General features: G+C 73.2%; 13 protein-coding genes and 2 pseudogenes. 7 read left to right on the forward strand and 8 right to left on the reverse strand.

The features are described 5' to 3' along the window. A pseudogene (locus tag ACN6LD_RS17025) lies at positions 1-158 on the reverse strand (PucR family transcriptional regulator); the annotation flags it as partial. A gap of 55 nt (positions 159-213) precedes the next feature. Further along, the gene (locus ACN6LD_RS17030; protein WP_445043597.1) at positions 214-1,188 is read right to left on the reverse strand and encodes an alpha/beta hydrolase; all 975 of its coding nucleotides are present in this window, start codon (positions 1,186-1,188) and stop codon (positions 214-216) included. Between the two features lie 225 nt (positions 1,189-1,413). Here ACN6LD_RS17030 and ACN6LD_RS17035 point away from each other — a divergent pair. After that, positions 1,414-2,385: pseudogene (locus ACN6LD_RS17035) on the forward strand (TerC family protein). A 147-nt stretch (positions 2,386-2,532) separates the two neighbouring features. On the opposite strand, the gene ACN6LD_RS17040 reads toward ACN6LD_RS17035, so the two are convergent. Next, positions 2,533-3,480 (reverse strand): FkbM family methyltransferase, encoded by a 948-nt coding sequence (locus tag ACN6LD_RS17040; RefSeq protein ID WP_445043598.1) that lies wholly within the window; start codon positions 3,478-3,480, stop codon positions 2,533-2,535. Positions 3,481-3,685: 205 nt separating this feature from the next. After that, the gene (locus ACN6LD_RS17045; protein ID WP_319194474.1) at positions 3,686-4,249 is read right to left on the reverse strand and encodes an NAD(P)H-dependent oxidoreductase; all 564 of its coding nucleotides are present in this window, start codon (positions 4,247-4,249) and stop codon (positions 3,686-3,688) included. Between the two features lie 103 nt (positions 4,250-4,352). Here ACN6LD_RS17045 and ACN6LD_RS17050 point away from each other — a divergent pair, with 103 nt between their 5' ends. The 4 genes from ACN6LD_RS17050 (at position 4,353) to ACN6LD_RS17065 (ending at position 9,041) form a co-directional block, all read left to right on the forward strand. Next, a complete protein-coding gene (locus tag ACN6LD_RS17050) occupies positions 4,353-5,042 on the forward strand; it encodes a TetR/AcrR family transcriptional regulator (protein ID WP_319194472.1) in 690 nt (229 codons plus the stop codon). 269 nt (positions 5,043-5,311) lie between these two features. Next, positions 5,312-6,361, forward strand: coding sequence for a LacI family DNA-binding transcriptional regulator (locus tag ACN6LD_RS17055; RefSeq protein WP_445043599.1), 1,050 nt, complete (start codon positions 5,312-5,314; stop codon positions 6,359-6,361). A gap of 25 nt (positions 6,362-6,386) precedes the next feature. Beyond that, entirely contained in the window at positions 6,387-7,565 is a 1,179-nt protein-coding gene (locus ACN6LD_RS17060) for a 4-hydroxybenzoate 3-monooxygenase (protein ID WP_445043600.1), read from the forward strand. A 39-nt stretch (positions 7,566-7,604) separates the two neighbouring features. Then, positions 7,605-9,041: an aldehyde dehydrogenase family protein gene (locus tag ACN6LD_RS17065; RefSeq protein ID WP_445043601.1), complete on the forward strand. Its 1,437-nt coding sequence runs from the start codon at positions 7,605-7,607 to the stop codon at positions 9,039-9,041. A gap of 38 nt (positions 9,042-9,079) precedes the next feature. On the opposite strand, the gene trxA is transcribed toward ACN6LD_RS17065, so the two are convergent. Beyond that, a complete protein-coding gene (gene trxA / locus ACN6LD_RS17070; RefSeq protein WP_319194464.1) occupies positions 9,080-9,484 on the reverse strand; it encodes a thioredoxin in 405 nt (134 codons plus the stop codon). Positions 9,485-9,627: 143 nt separating this feature from the next. On the opposite strand from trxA, the gene ACN6LD_RS17075 reads away from it, so the two are divergent. Beyond that, a complete protein-coding gene (locus ACN6LD_RS17075) occupies positions 9,628-11,046 on the forward strand; it encodes a dihydrolipoyl dehydrogenase family protein (protein WP_319194462.1) in 1,419 nt (472 codons plus the stop codon). A gap of 1 nt (position 11,047) precedes the next feature. Here the strand turns inward: ACN6LD_RS17075 and ACN6LD_RS17080 are convergent, their stop codons facing one another. Then, on the reverse strand, positions 11,048-11,692 hold the full coding sequence (locus ACN6LD_RS17080; protein WP_319194460.1) for a peptide deformylase: 645 nt from the start codon (positions 11,690-11,692) through the stop codon (positions 11,048-11,050). Positions 11,693-11,861: 169 nt separating this feature from the next. Between ACN6LD_RS17080 and ACN6LD_RS17085 the strand changes: the two genes are divergently transcribed. After that, entirely contained in the window at positions 11,862-13,262 is a 1,401-nt protein-coding gene (locus ACN6LD_RS17085) for a PepSY-associated TM helix domain-containing protein (protein ID WP_445043602.1), read from the forward strand. A gap of 126 nt (positions 13,263-13,388) precedes the next feature. Here the strand turns inward: ACN6LD_RS17085 and ACN6LD_RS17090 are convergent, their stop codons facing one another. Together ACN6LD_RS17090 and ACN6LD_RS17095 are read right to left on the reverse strand one after the other, a co-directional pair. Continuing rightward, complete coding sequence (locus tag ACN6LD_RS17090; RefSeq protein WP_445043603.1) at positions 13,389-13,760, reverse strand: tetratricopeptide repeat protein; 372 nt, start codon at positions 13,758-13,760, stop codon at positions 13,389-13,391. A 94-nt stretch (positions 13,761-13,854) separates the two neighbouring features. Then, entirely contained in the window at positions 13,855-14,334 is a 480-nt protein-coding gene (locus ACN6LD_RS17095) for a MarR family winged helix-turn-helix transcriptional regulator (RefSeq protein WP_445043604.1), read from the reverse strand. Positions 14,335-14,412: the final 78 nt, after the last annotated feature.

Here is a 14,412-nt window from a genome sequence, read left to right on the forward strand (position 1 = left end):
ACGAGCCGCGCCGGCACCCCGGCGAGCACCGCGGCACCGCGCACCAGCGCCTCGACCCCGGCACGGCCCTCCGTCAGCCGGTCGAAGTAGGCGATGACGCGCACGGCGGCGCCGGCGTCCGGATCCAGTGCCGTCAGGCGCCCGGCCAGCTCTTTCATACGGTCATCATGCGCCATATGCCCCTCGGTGAGGAGAGCCGAGGCCCCGCTCCGGCTACTCGGCGAGCAGCCTGCGCAGCCAGTCCAGATGGGCCGCCCGGGCCGACTTCGACAGCGTGGCCTGCGGCGCGAAACCGTCGAAGCCGTGGAAGCCGCCCGGCCACACATGCAGTTCGGCGGCCCCGCCGGCCTGCCAGAGCCGGGAGGCGTAGTCGACGACCTCGTCCCGGAAGGTCTCGGCGGAGCCCACGTCGAGGAAGGCGGGCGGCAGCCCGGACAGGTCCTCGGCACGGGCGGGCGCCGCGTACGGCGACACGTCCGGGCCGCCGCGGCCCGCCCCGAGCAGCGCCGTCCAGCCGGTGTCGTTCGCTGTGCGGTCCCATACGCCGAGGCCCGCCATCTGGTGGGAGGAGACGGTCTCGTTGCGGTCGTCCAGCATCGGGCACATCAGCAGCTGGCCGATCGGCCGCGGGCCGCCGCGGTCGCGCAGCAGCAGGGCCAGCGCGGCGGTCAGCCCGCCGCCCGCGCTGGCACCGGCGATCACGATGCGGTCGGGGTCCGCGCCCAGCTCCTTGGCGTGCTCCGCCGTCCACAGCAGCCCGGCGTACACGTCCTCGACGGGGGCCGGGTGCGGGTGCTCGGGCGCGAGGCGGTACTCCACCGACACCACGACCAGGTCCAGGGCCCGCGCCCAGTCCAGCACCACGTCCACGCCGGCCCGGTTGTTGCCGAGGACCATGCCGCCGCCGTGCACGTGGTAGACGACGGGACGCGGCCGGTCGGGGGCCGGCGCGGCGGGGCGGCAGATCAGCAGGGAGATCTCCGGGGAGCCCTCGGGGCCCGGCACGGTGCGGTCCTCGACCTCGAGGACGCCGCCCGCCGTCAGGTCCAGCTGGGACAGCATCGCCATGGCCGGGCCCTGGCGGACGGCCTCGATGTCCTCCATGGCCAGACCCGGCTGGATCATGTCCTTGATCAGTTCCAGGGCGGCGGCGAGTTCCGGGTCGAACGGCGGTGGGGCGGATGTCATGGCGTCTCCTCGACAGGGCGGCTCCTGCGGCCATGATCTGCGCACCCGCGCCCCGGGGGAGCGCCGCCGTTCGGCGGAACCTGCCCGCCGTTCGGCGGGTGGCACCCGGCTGCCACCCGCGCCGCACCAGGACGTGACCTTCCGTTCATCTGCGAGGGGTGGACATTCGGCCGCTTATACGACAACGATTTTCACCCCCCCCACCGGTACCAGGAGTATTCACCCGTGAACGTCTCGCTCTCCGTCTGGCTGTCGACCGTCGTGGCGCTGTGCGCGCTCGTCGCCGTCGACTTCTTCATCGGCCGCAAGCCGCACGACGTCTCGGTCAAGGAGGCCGGGACCTGGACCGTCGTCTGGGTCGTGCTGGCCTGCCTGTTCGGTCTCGGCGTGTTCGTCTTCGGCGGCGGCAGGCCGACGGGGGAGTTCTTCGCCGGGTACATCACCGAGAAGTCGCTGAGCGTGGACAACCTCTTCGTGTTCGTCCTGATCATGGGCAAGTTCGCGGTGCCCTCGCAGTACCAGCAGCGGGTCCTCATGGTGGGCGTGCTGGTGGCCCTCGTGCTGCGCGCTATGTTCATCGCGGCCGGCGCGGCGATCATCTCGACGTTCTCCTGGGTCTTCTACCTCTTCGGCGCCTTCCTGATCTGGACGGCCTGGAAACTGATCCAGGACGCCAGGAAGGGCGCGCACGAGGAGGAGTTCGAGGAGAACAAGCTGCTCAAGGCCGTGGAGAGGCGCTTCGGCGTGGCGGACCGCTACCACGGCACGAAGCTGTGGATCGAGCAGAACGGCAAGCGGGTCATGACCCCGATGCTGGTCGTGATGCTGGCGATCGGCTCCACGGACGTGCTCTTCGCGCTCGACTAGATCCCGGCGATCTACGGGCTGACCGAGGACCCGTACATCGTCTTCACCGCCAACGCCTTCGCGCTGATGGGTCTGCGGCAGCTGTACTTCCTCATCGGCGGTCTGCTGAAGAAGCTGGTCCACCTCAGCTACGGCCTGTCGATCATCCTCGGCTTCATCGGCGTCAAGCTGCTGCTGCACGCGCTGCACGAGTCCGGGGTGCACGTGCCCGAGATCGGCATCCCGTTCTCGCTCGGCTTCATCGTGCTCGTCCTCGCCGTGACGACCTTCACCAGCCTGCGGGCGGCGGGGCGGCGGGAGGAGGCCGCACCGGACACGTCCCCGGTGTGACGGATACGGGGCGCGGCCCCCTCGAGACGGTCTGCTCAGGGGGCGCGAAGACCTCCGCGCGGTGTGTTCCCGGACGACTTCACCGCATCGGAGGTCTTCGCCATGTTCAGGACGCGCCGGTGTCGACGACGCTCGTGATCGATACCCCTAGGCGGTGGGCGCCGCGGCGGCGCGCATCAGCACGCAGTCGAACTCGATCACCCGCCCGGTCGTCGCCTCACGCGTCACGGGATACATGCCGGTGATGCCGAACCCGGCCGCCTCGTAGCGCGCGACGGCCTCGCCCATGCCGGGACTGCCCTCGTACAGCTTCAGCACGGCCACCTCGGACTGCATCCCGACGAACTCCGCGATCCGCTCCCCGGCACCGCCGAACACCTCGAGGTCATAGCCCTGGGTGTCCATCTTCAGGTAGGGACGCGGGTCGGCGAGGCCGGCCAGCGCCTCGTCCATGACCTCGTCCAGCCGGCGGACGCGGATCTCCTCCGTGTCGTCCTTCGCGAAGCGGCTGTAGCGCCCCTTGCCGTACTCGCTGGCCGGCAGCAGGGAGTTCATGGTCTTCCAGCCGGTGTGGATCCGCGCGGTCGTCTCCTCGCGGCCCAGACCGCACCGGTGCACCTGCCACTGCGGATCGTGCTCGGCCGCCTTCTCCAGCCGGGCGAACGTCGCCGACGTGGGCTCGAACGACACGATCCGCCCCGTGTATCCGGCCTTGCGCAGCCCCTTGGCGTACTGGCCGTTGTTGGCGCCGACGTCGAACACGCAGTTGACGCCGTAGAGGTCGAGCATCGCGGCGACATGCTGGGTGCAGAGGTACGCGGCGGCCGCCAACTGCGTCGCGCGCTCGTCCCGGCGGGCCGAGGGGTCCATGAGTAGCACGGCGCCGGTGTCGCCCAGCCGCACGGCCTCGTCCTCGCCGGCCTCGGAGCGGGCCGCGTCGCCGGTCGGCCGCAGGACCCAGGTGTCCTTGCCGGCGCCGGTCACCCGGTACGGGCCGCCGCGTCGGGAGACCACCGCCTTCCCCGGCCCGAGGTCGGTCACCTGGACGCCGATGCGCGGCATCAGATCGAGCAGTCGTCGATAAAGGGTGCTCATCTCCCCAGCCCTATCAGACGGGACGGCCCGCGGTCTGCGGCTTGACCGACATTCGCCGCTCCTCTCACCCGGCCAGGAAGCGCGCGCACGCCGAAGGGGCCCGGAACGGATTCCGGGCCCCTCGGGTGTGCTCATCCGCCGCCGGCCGTTCCCGTCCCGTGCCGCCGGTCGGGGCCGCTGCCGGAGGGCGGCGCGCCGCCAGGCGTCAGGCGGCGGCGGCCTCGCCCGCGTGACCGTGCAGACGGGCGACGACCTCGGTCAGCTGGGCGGCGACCTCGGCGTCGTCGACCGGGTGGGTCTCGGCGAAGCGGGTCAGCGAGCCCGGGATGGAGAGCTTGAGGTCCTCGATGACCTTGCCGCCGGCGATGCCCACGGCCTTGCGGGCCTCGTCCTGCGCCCATACGCCGCCGAACTGGCCGAACGCGGTGCCGACCACGGCCACCGGCTTGCCGCCGAACGCGCCGGCGCCGTAGGGGCGCGACAGCCAGTCGATGGCGTTCTTCAGGACGGCCGGGATCGTGCCGTTGTACTCGGGGGAGAAGAGCAGGAAGGCGTCGGCGGCCAGAGCGGCCTCGCGCAGCCGGGCGGCGGCGGCCGGCACGCTGCCTTCGACGTCGAGGTCCTCGTTGTAGAACGGGATCTCGGCCAGGCCTTCGAACAGGTCGACCTCGGCGCCCTCGGGAGCGACCTTGACGGCCGCCTCGGCGAGCTGGCGGTTGGTCGAGCCGGCGCGAAGGCTGCCGACGAGCGCGAGGATGCGGACAGACATGGGTACTCCCAGAGGCTGAAAAGAACAGTGCGGCAAGAATCCGGACCGGGGTCCGTTTAATGTTCTAGCACTCTAAACGGACCGCGGTCCAGTTTCATTCCTGATGCTTTACGCTGGCTTCATGTCCGCCGTGCTGCCTCCGTTTCCCGCGTCCGAGGAGAGCGCCGCCGAGCCGGAACTGCTGCAACTCGGCCCGGCGGGCGACGAGCCGTGTCTGCGCGCCGACGCGGCCCGCAACCGGGCCAGGCTGCTGGACGCCGCCGCCCGTCTGATCGCCGAGCACGGCGCGGCCGGGGTCACCATGGAGGCGGTGGCGAGCGCGGCGAACGTCGGCAAGGGGACCGTCTTCCGCCGCTTCGGTGACCGCACCGGTCTGCTGAACGCCCTCCTGGACCACTCGGAGAAGCAGTTCCAGGCGGCCTTCCTGAGCGGCCCCGCGCCGCTGGGGCCGGGCGCGCCGCCGGTGGAGCGGCTGCGGGCGTTCGGTCTCGCGCTTCTCGCGCGGTCGGTCGACCAGCTGGATCTGCAGCTCGCGGCCGAGCCCGGGCCGGACCGCCGGCACTCGGTCCCGGTGCGCCGGGTGCACCACCATCACCTCGCGCTGCTGCTGCGGCAGGCACTGCCCGACGCCGACGGCGAACTCCTCGCCCACACGCTGATGGGGTACCTCGACCCCGTCCTCGTCCACCACCTCACCCGCCAGTGCGGCATGCCGCCGGAGCGTCTGGAGGCGGGCTGGAGCGACCTGGTGGACCGGGTCACGGGCGGGCGCCGCGGAGCGGACGCCGCCTGACGCGCCGGTTCGGGACCGGGTCGTGCAGAGGCCGGCCACGGCCTGCCGTGCGTCGTCCGGGAACCGCCCGGCGCCACGGTCGGCGGACCGCGCCGCGGTCGCCGCGCCGAGCGGGAGCCGGGGAACGGCGGGAGCGGCGGGAACGGTGGGAACGGCGGGAGCAACGGCGCCTCGTGGCGGGTGCCGACGACCCGTCACGACCGTGTTCGTCGACGGATCGTCGGATTCGGCGTCCCCCGCCCGGGACCCGGCTCGCGGCTTCTGCCAAGATGCGATACGTCATGGTGCAGATACCGAACACGCCCGCGCCGACGATGCCGCCGGCGCCGCGCCCCGTGCCCACGAGCGCCGACGTGGCCCGCCTGGCCGGAGTCTCGCGCGCGACCGTCTCCTACGTCCTGAACAACACCAGCGCTGTACGCATCAGCGAGCCCACCCGCCGCCGGGTCCGCGAGGCCGCGAAGGAACTCGGGTACGTGCCGCACGCGGCCGCCCGCACCCTGCGCGCCGGACACAGTCGGATGGTCCTGATGCCCACCCTGCCGGTGCCGGCGGGGCCGCTCTACAGCCGCTTCGTGCACGACTTCCAGGGGGCGATGAGCCGCCTCGACTACACGGTCGTCCAGTACGGCGCGAGCGGCGTGAGCGATGACGACGCCGCCCGCGTGTGGGCCGAGCTGAGACCCGTCGCCGTGCTGGTGCCCGGCACCGGCATCGGGCCCGAAGGGGTGGCGATCCTCAAGCGGTCCGGCGCCCGGGCCGTGGTGACCCTCGGCCCCGAGGCCGTCGAGGGCGCCCACGCGATGCTGCTGGACCAGGCCGACGTCGGCCGGGGCGCCGCCGGCCACCTCCACGCCCGCGGGCGCCGCCGGATCGGGGTGGTGGTCCCCGAGGAGCGCGGCATGGAGCTGTTCTCCGCGCCCCGCCTCGCCGGCGCCCGTGACGCCCTGCAGGGCGCCGACGCCACCGTCACCGAGCTGCCCCTCGCCTACACGGAGGAGTCCGCGGCCGCCCTCGCCGCGCGCTGGCGCGGCCTCGGTCTCGACGCCGTGTTCGCCTACAACGACGAGTACGCCATGCTGCTGTTGCGCGCCCTGCGGGACGCCGGCCTGCGCATTCCCGAGGACGTGGCCGTCATCGGGGCCGACGACCTGCTGCTCGGCCGGCTGCTGCGGCCGCGGCTCAGCACCGTGGGGATCACGCTGCCCTCCGGCCGCGACCTCGCCTCACTGGTGGACCGGGCGGTCCGCAACCCCTCGGCGGCTCCCGAGTCGCACGCGTTGTTCACGGTCGCCGTGGTGCACCGCGACTCCAGCTGAACTACCGTCCAGGGGGAGGCATGCGATGCGCACCACGGTCGGCATCATCGGCGGCGGCCCGGCGGGGCTGCTGCTCGCCCGTCTGCTGCACCGGGCGGGAATCGCCTGTGTCGTGCTGGAGAGCAGGACGCGTGCCCATGCGGAGGGGCGCCAGCGCGCCGGAATGCTGGAGCAGGGCACGGTCGACGCGCTGCGCGCGGCCGGCGCCGCCGACCGGCTGGACGCCGAGGGCATGGTGCACCACGGCATCGAGCTGCGCTTCGACGGCGAACGGCATCGCCTCGACTTCCCCGCCCTCACCGGTGGCCGCACGGTCACGATCTATGCCCAGACGGAGATCGTGAAGGATCTCATCGCGCTTCAACTGGCCGACGGGCCGCCCCTGTTGTTCGAGGCGGAGGCGCTCGCCGTCGAGCGGCCGGAGAGCGCGGCGCCCTTCGTGCGGTTCCGGCACGAAGGCCGGGAGCGGACCCTGCACTGCGCGTGGGTGGCGGGCTGCGACGGCTCGCACGGCGTCGCCCGGAAAGCCTTCCCGGCGGCCGCCGGTCGCACCTACGCCCACGACTACCCGTACTCCTGGCTCGGCGTCACCGCCGAAGTGCCGCCCTCCTGCGACGAGTTGATCTACGCACGCCACGCACGGGGCTTCGCCCTGCACAGCATGCGCTCGCCGCAGGTCTCCCGGCTCTACCTCCAGGTCCCCCGCGGCACGAGCCTGCGGGACTGGCCCGACGAGCGGATCTGGGACGAACTCGCCGCGCGCTTCGAGGTCGACGCCGACTGGACGCTGCGTCGCGGCCCGATCACCGCCGGCTCCGTGACGGAGATGCGCAGTCTCGTCCACGAGCCGATGCGGCACGGCCGGCTGCTGCTGGCCGGCGACGCCGCCCACATCGTGCCGCCCACCGGCGCGAAGGGACTCAACCTCGCCGTCTCGGACGTCCGGATCCTGGCCAGGGCCTTCGCCGAACAGCGCGACCGGGGGTCGACGCGACTCCTGGACGGGTACTCGGATCTGTGCCTGCGACGTGTGTGGCAGGCCACCCGGTTCTCCTACGACATGACTAGGATGTTGCACGCTCAACCAGATGGGGATGCGTTCGACCACCGGATGCAGCTCGCCCGGCTGCGCCGGATCACCGCATCCCGCCACGCGGCCGCCGAACTGGCGGCGAACTACACGGGACTTCCCCTCTCCCCGTGAGAGCGGCGAAGCCCGCGGGTCACCGATCGGAGAGCCCCCATGCCGTTGCTCGACCCCACCAACTGGCAGCCCCGCACCCTCTCGGGGCCGCGGTACACCGTCACCGAACCCGCCACCGGCGAGCAGCTGGGCACGGTCGTCCTGGCAGCCGGCGCGGACGTCGCGCCGGCCGCCGAGGCGGCCCGCGCCGCGCAGACCGAGTGGGCGCGCGCCCCGCACTTCGTCCGCGCCGCAGTCCTGCGCCGCGCAGGCGACCTGTTCGCCGCGCACGCCGAGGAGCTGCGCGAGTGGATCGTCCGCGAGTCGGGCTCCATCGCGGGCAAGGCCGACTTCGAGCTGCACGTCGCGGCCCAGGAGTGCTACGAGGCCGCAGCCCTCGCCTCCCGCCCGGCCGGCCAGGTCCTGCCCAGCGAGGCGCCCCGGCTGTCGTACACCCGGCGGGTCCCCGTCGGCGTCGTGGGCGTGATCTCCCCCTTCAACGCCCCGCTGATCCTGTCCATCCGCTCCGTCGCGCCCGCCCTCGCGCTCGGCAACGCCGTCGTCCTCAAGCCGGACCCGCGCACCGCCGTCTGCGGCGGGCTGTCGCTGGCCGCGGTGTTCGCGCAGGCGGGACTGCCCGAGGACCTGCTGCACATCCTCCCGGGCGGCGCCGAGACCGGCGAGGCCCTGGTCGCCGACCCGCGCGTGCCGGTCATCTCGTTCACCGGCTCCACCGCGGCCGGCCGGGCCGTCGGAGAGGCGGCCGGACGTCACCTCAAGCGCGCGCACCTCGAACTCGGCGGCAACTCCGCCCTGATCGTGCTGGAGGACGCCGACCTCGACGCGGTGATCTCCACGGCCGCCTGGGGCTCGTTCTTCCACCAGGGCCAGATCTGCATGACCACCGGCCGCCACCTGGTGCACGCCTCCCTCTACGAGGAGTACGTGGAACGACTCGCGGCGAAGGCGGACGCGCTCGCCGTCGGCGACCCGCACCGCGCCCAGGTGCACCTCGGCCCGCTCATCGACGACGGCCAGCTCGCCAAGGTGCACGGCCTGGTGGAGGCCAGCACCGCGGCCGGGGCGAAGCTCGCCGCGGGCGGCACGCACCAGGACCGCTTCTACCGGCCGACGGTCCTCGCGGGCGTCGACGACGACACCCCCGCCTACGCGGAGGAGGTCTTCGGCCCGGTGGCGCCCGTACGTCCCTTCACCACACCGGACGAGGCGGCGGCACTGGCCGCGCGCGGCTCCTACGGGCTCTCGCTCGGCATCGTCACCCGTGACGCCGCCCGCGGCCTCGAGCTGGCCGAGCGCGTTCCGACCGGCATCGTGCACATCAACGACCAGACCGTGAACGACGAGGCCGTGGCGCCCTTCGGCGGAGTGGCCGCCTCGGGCACCGGCGCCCGGTTCGGCGGCGAGGCCAACCTGGAGGCCTTCACCGACGTCCGGTGGACGACGGTGCGGGCCGACGTGGCGCCGTACCCGTTCTAGAAGCTCGCCGCTCGCCGGGGGGACTGCTCGCCGGGGGCCTACTCGCCCTGGGCCGCCGGGGAGTCACCGGCCCCGCTCTTGGCCTGCTCCTCCTCGATGGACCTGCGCACCTCGTCCATGTCCAGCCCCCGCGCCCGTCCGATGACGTCCGTCAGGGCGGCCTCGGGCAGCGCGCCGGGCTGGGCGAACACGGCGACCCGGTCGCGCACGATCATCAGCGTCGGGATCGACTGGATGCCGAAGGCCTCGGCCAGCTCCGGCTGGGCCTCGGTGTCCACCTTGCCGAACACCAGGTCGGGGTTCGCCTCGGCGGCCTTGTCGTAGACCGGGGCGAACTGACGGCACGGCCCGCACCAGGACGCCCAGAAGTCGATCAGGACGAAGTCGTTGTCGGTGACCGTCTGGTCGAAGTTCTCCTTGGTGAGCTCCACGGTGCTGCTCATGACCTGATTCCCTCTTCCCGGAGTTCCCGTCGGGTGTGTCCCGACATGGGGTGAAGCCGCCCGTGACAACGCCGGCGGCCGGACGCGTATTCCGCGCCCCTACCCGTGTGGCCACCCCGCACACCACCCACCAGACTGACCCCATGACGGAATCGGAAACCAACGCTTACGACGTCGTTGTGCTCGGGGCCGGGCCCGTGGGGGAGAACGTCGCCGACCGCACCCGCGCGGCCGGCCTCACCACCGCGGTCGTGGAGAGCGAGCTCGTCGGCGGCGAGTGCTCGTACTGGGCCTGCATGCCCAGCAAGGCCCTGCTGCGCCCGGTCATCGCCCGCGCCGACGCCCGCCGGCTGCCCGGCCTGCGCCAGGCCGTCCAGGGACCCCTGGACGCCGAGGCGGTCCTCGCCCGCCGCAACTGGTACACCGGCGACTGGACGGACGACGGTCAGGCCGACTGGCTCAAGAGCATCGGCGCCGACCTCCACCGCGGCCACGGCAGACTGACCGGCCCGCGCACCGTGACGGTGGGGGACACCGTGCTCACGGCCCGCCACGCGGTCGTCGTCGCCACCGGCACCCGAGCCGCCCTGCCGGACCTGCCCGGCCTCGCCGAGGTCCGGCCCTGGACGAGCCGGGAGGCCACCGGCGCCCAGGCCGCGCCCGGCCGGCTCGTCGTGGTCGGCGGGGGAGTCGTCGCCACCGAGATGGCCACCGCCTGGCAGGCCCTCGGCTCGCAGGTCACCCTCCTGGTGCGGGGCAAGGGCCTGCTCGACCGCATGGAGCCGTTCGCCGGCGCACTCGTCGCCGAGGCGCTGACCGAGGCCGGCGCGGACGTGCGCACCGGCACCTCGGTGGCGTCGGTGACCCGTACGGACGGCGTCGTCGTGGTCGTCACCGACACCGGGGAGCGCATCGAGGCCGACGAGATCCTGTTCGCCGTCGGCCGCGCCCCGCGCACCGACGACATCGGCCTCGAGACGGTCGGCCTGGAACCCGGCTCCTGGCTCGGGGTCGACGACAGCCTGCGCGTCACCGGCACCGACTGGCTCTACGGGGTGGGCGACGTCAACCACCGTGCCCTGCTCACCCACCAGGGCAAGTACCAGGCCAGGATCGCGGGAGCGGCCATCGCCGCCCGTGCCGCCGGAACATCCCCGGCGCAGAACGGCCCGTGGGGCGCCCACGCCGCCACCGCCGACCACGAGTCCGTCCCGCAGGTCGTCTTCACCGACCCGGAGGCGGCCTCGGTCGGCCTGTCGCTCGCGGAGGCCGAGCGGGCCGGACACCGGGTGCGGGCCGTCGACGTCGACATGTCGTCGGTGGCGGGAGCCGGACTGTACGCCGAGGGCTACCGGGGCCGCGCCAGGATGGTCGTCGACCTGGAGCGGGAGATCCTGCGCGGGGTCACCTTCGTCGGTCCCGGCGTCGGTGAGCTGATCCACTCCGCGACCGTCGCCGTCGTCGGCCAGGTGCCGATCGCCCGGCTGTGGCACGCCGTCCCGTCCTACCCGACGATCAGCGAGGTGTGGTTGCGCCTGCTGGAGGCGTACCGGGACAACTGACCTACGGCAGCTCGAAGTCCAGCGCCCGCGCCGCCTCGGCCGGGGTCGGCTGCGCCCACCGCTCCAGGACGTTGCGGTCCGCGGCCAGCGAGCGCGGTTCGGCCCGGTCGAGGTAGAGCAGCCCGTCCAGGTGGTCCGTCTCGTGCTGGACGATCCGGGCGGGCCAGCCGGCGAACACCTCGTCCAGCGGCCTGCCGTGCTCGTCCTCGCCGGTCAGCCGGACCTCTGCGTGCCGGGCCACCACCGCCTGGTAGCCCGGCACGCTCAGACAGCCCTCGAAGAACGCGGCCCGGGCCGAACCCACCGGTTCGTACGACGGGTTGACCAGTACCCGGAACGGCTGGGGCACCCTGCCGCGGGCCTGCCGCACCTCCTGCGGCACCGTCGCCGGGTCTTCCACGACCGCGATCCGCAGTTCCACGCCGACCTGCGGCGCGGCGAGACCGACGCCGGGCGCCGCGTGCATCGTTCGGCGCAGCGCCTCGACGAAGCGGGCCAGCAGCGCCGGGTCGAGCTGACCCTCGTAACGCGCCGTGCCCGCCCGCAGAACGGGGTCTCCGGCCAGGACGAGGGGCAACGGGCCGCCGGGCGAGAGGAGTTCCTCGATCCGTTCGGCAAGGGGGGCGAGGGGAGGGGGAGATGCCATCGCGCCAGCATGCCACGGCCGCACTCGACGTGACGCAGGTCACTCGAAGTGGCGGGAACTCGGAGGCGCCGCCTCCCGACTACTGGAACACGTGGCTGAGAACAGCCCCCGTTCCGCTCCGTTGCACGCCCCCGCCCCGTTCGCTCCCCTGTCCCCGGAGAAGCCGCCGATGTCCACCGCTCCCTCCCTCACCGCGGAAGAGGCCCCGCAGCCGGCTGCCGCCGAGCCGAAGCCCCGCGGTCCGTGGGCCGCGCTGCGCCCCCTGGTCCTGCGTCTGCACTTCTACGCCGGCGTGTTCGTGGCGCCCTTCCTGCTGGTCGCCGCCGTCACCGGGCTTCTGTACGCCGCCTCGTTCCAGGCCGAGAAGCTCCTGTACGCGCACGAGACGACGGTGCCCGTCGGCGAGGCGAAGCTGCCGATATCCCAGCAGGTCGACGCCGCCCGCAAGGCACACCCGGAGGGAACCGTCTCGGCGGTGCGTCCCTCTCCCGAGGACGACGCCTCCACCCGCGTGATGCTGTCCGGCGTCGAGGGGGTCGGCGCCACCCACACCCTCGCGGTGTTCGTCGACCCGTACACGGGCGAGGTGCGCGGCGCGCTGGAGCAGTACGGCTCTACGGGCGCGCTGCCGCTGCGCACCTGGATCGACGAGTTCCACCGCGATCTGCACCTCGGTGAGAACGGCCGCCTCTACAGCGAACTCGCCGCGAGCTGGCTGTGGGTGATCGCGGGCGGTGGAGTCGCGCTGTGGTTCTCCCGCCGGCGCGCGCAGCGCAAGGTCCGCGGGGTCACCGGGCGGCGCCGCACGCTCGGCCTGCACGGCACGGTCGGCGTCTGGGCGGCGGCCGGCTTCTTCTTCCTGTCCGCGACCGGTCTGACCTGGTCGACGTACGCGGGCGCCCACATCGACGAGCTGCGCACCTCGCTCGGCCAGGCCACCCCGTCGGTGTCGGCGGCCGCGAGCGGCGGCGACCACGCCGGTCACGACGCGGCCTCCGGGGCGGGCGGCGACGCCGAGCACGGCGTGGGTCTCGACAAGGTCCTGGCCGCCGCGCGCGCCGAGGGTCTCGGCGACCCGGTCGAGATCGTCCCGCCCGCCGACGCCTCGTCCGCCTATGTCGTCAAGCAGGTGCAGCGCAGCTGGCCCGAGAAGCAGGACGCGGTCGCGGTGGACCCGGCCTCCGGGAAAGTCACCGACACCCTGCGGTTCGCCGACCACCCGCTGCTGGCCAAGCTGACCCGGTACGGCATCGACCTGCACACCGGCGTCCTGTTCGGCCTGGCCAACCAGATCGCGCTGATGCTTCTGGCGCTCGCTCTGATCCTGCTGATCGTGTGGGGTTACCGCATGTGGTGGCAGCGTGGCCGGGGCGGCGCCTTCGGCCGGCCGATCCCGCGCGGCGCCTGGGCGCAGGTTCCGCCGTACGTCCTGGTCCCGCTGATGGCGGCGGTCGCCGTGGTCGGCTACTTCGTCCCGCTGCTCGGCATCCCGCTCGCCGGGTTCCTCGTGGTGGACGTCGTCGTCGGCGAGATCGCGCACCGGCGCAGGCGGGCGACGTCGGCCGCCTGAGCCGTCGCGGACGGGGTGAGCGGCCGGAGGCGACCGGTCGTCACCGCCGGGCCGCTCGCCTCGGGACCGCCCGGCCGCCCGGCCGCCCGGCAGGGCCGGCGTGGCGGGCGGCGGGCGGACGGGCCGTCAGTCCTGCGGGAAGTCGCCGGTCAGCGCGGAGGCGATCCGCAGGTGCGGTCCGGCCTCCGTGTGCCGACCCTGCCGCTCCAGGGTGCGGCCCAGCATCAGCCGGGCGTAGTGCTCGACCGGGTCGCGTTCGACGATGATCCTCAACTCGGTCTCGGCGCGCCTCAGTTGGGCCGAGTGGTAGTAGGCGCGGGCCAGCAGCAGGCGCGGACCGGTCTGCTCCGGCGTCTCCTCGACCAGGCCGGCCAGCACCCGGGTCGCGGCGGTGTACTCCCGCGCCCCGAAGAACAGCTGCGCCCGCTCCCAGCGTTCGGCCGGCGTCCCGTGGGAGTAGTACTCCTCGGTCCCGCCGTGTGCCCTCTCGTACCTCATGTCCACTGCTGACCTCCTTCGGAGCCGTCAACCGGACCACGTAGTTGAATATTCCACTACGCGGCGCGGTGGCGGCGGCGGGGTCCGCGCCGCGTCACGACGGCTCCGGCGGGCCCTCCTCGGGCCCGAGCGGGACGTCGAGGAGGGTCGTCAGCTCTTCGGTGAACGCCCGCGTACGGGCGCCGTCCAGACCGCCGAGCGGCTCCAGCAGCCGCTCCAGCAGCCCCTGGACGACCGTGATCGCCCGCAGGGTGACGTCTCGTCCGCGTCCGGTGAGGGACAGTTGCACGGCGCGCGGGTCGCGGGGGTCCCGGGCGCGTTCGATCAGCCCGGCGGACTCCAGGGCGCGGGCTAGCTTGGAGACGTAGAGAGGCTCCAGGCCGGTGTGGTCGGCGAGTCTGCGCTGACTGGGGCGCTCGCCGTCGCGCTGCATCCCGTACAGCGACGCGACCAACGAGTACTGCGCGTGGGTGAGTTCCAGCGGGGCCAGGGCCCGGTCGACCGCCACGCGCCACTTCGTCGACAGACGCCACACCAGGTAACCGGGCGTGGCCCCTTCGGAACCCTTGCTCATGGCCTTAGTTTACATGGCTACTATGCGCGTCCCGTTCCCGCCCGTCTCCGTTCCCCTCCCCGCCGGCATTCCCGCCCG

The organism is Streptomyces sp. SAS_272 (assembly GCF_052543235.1).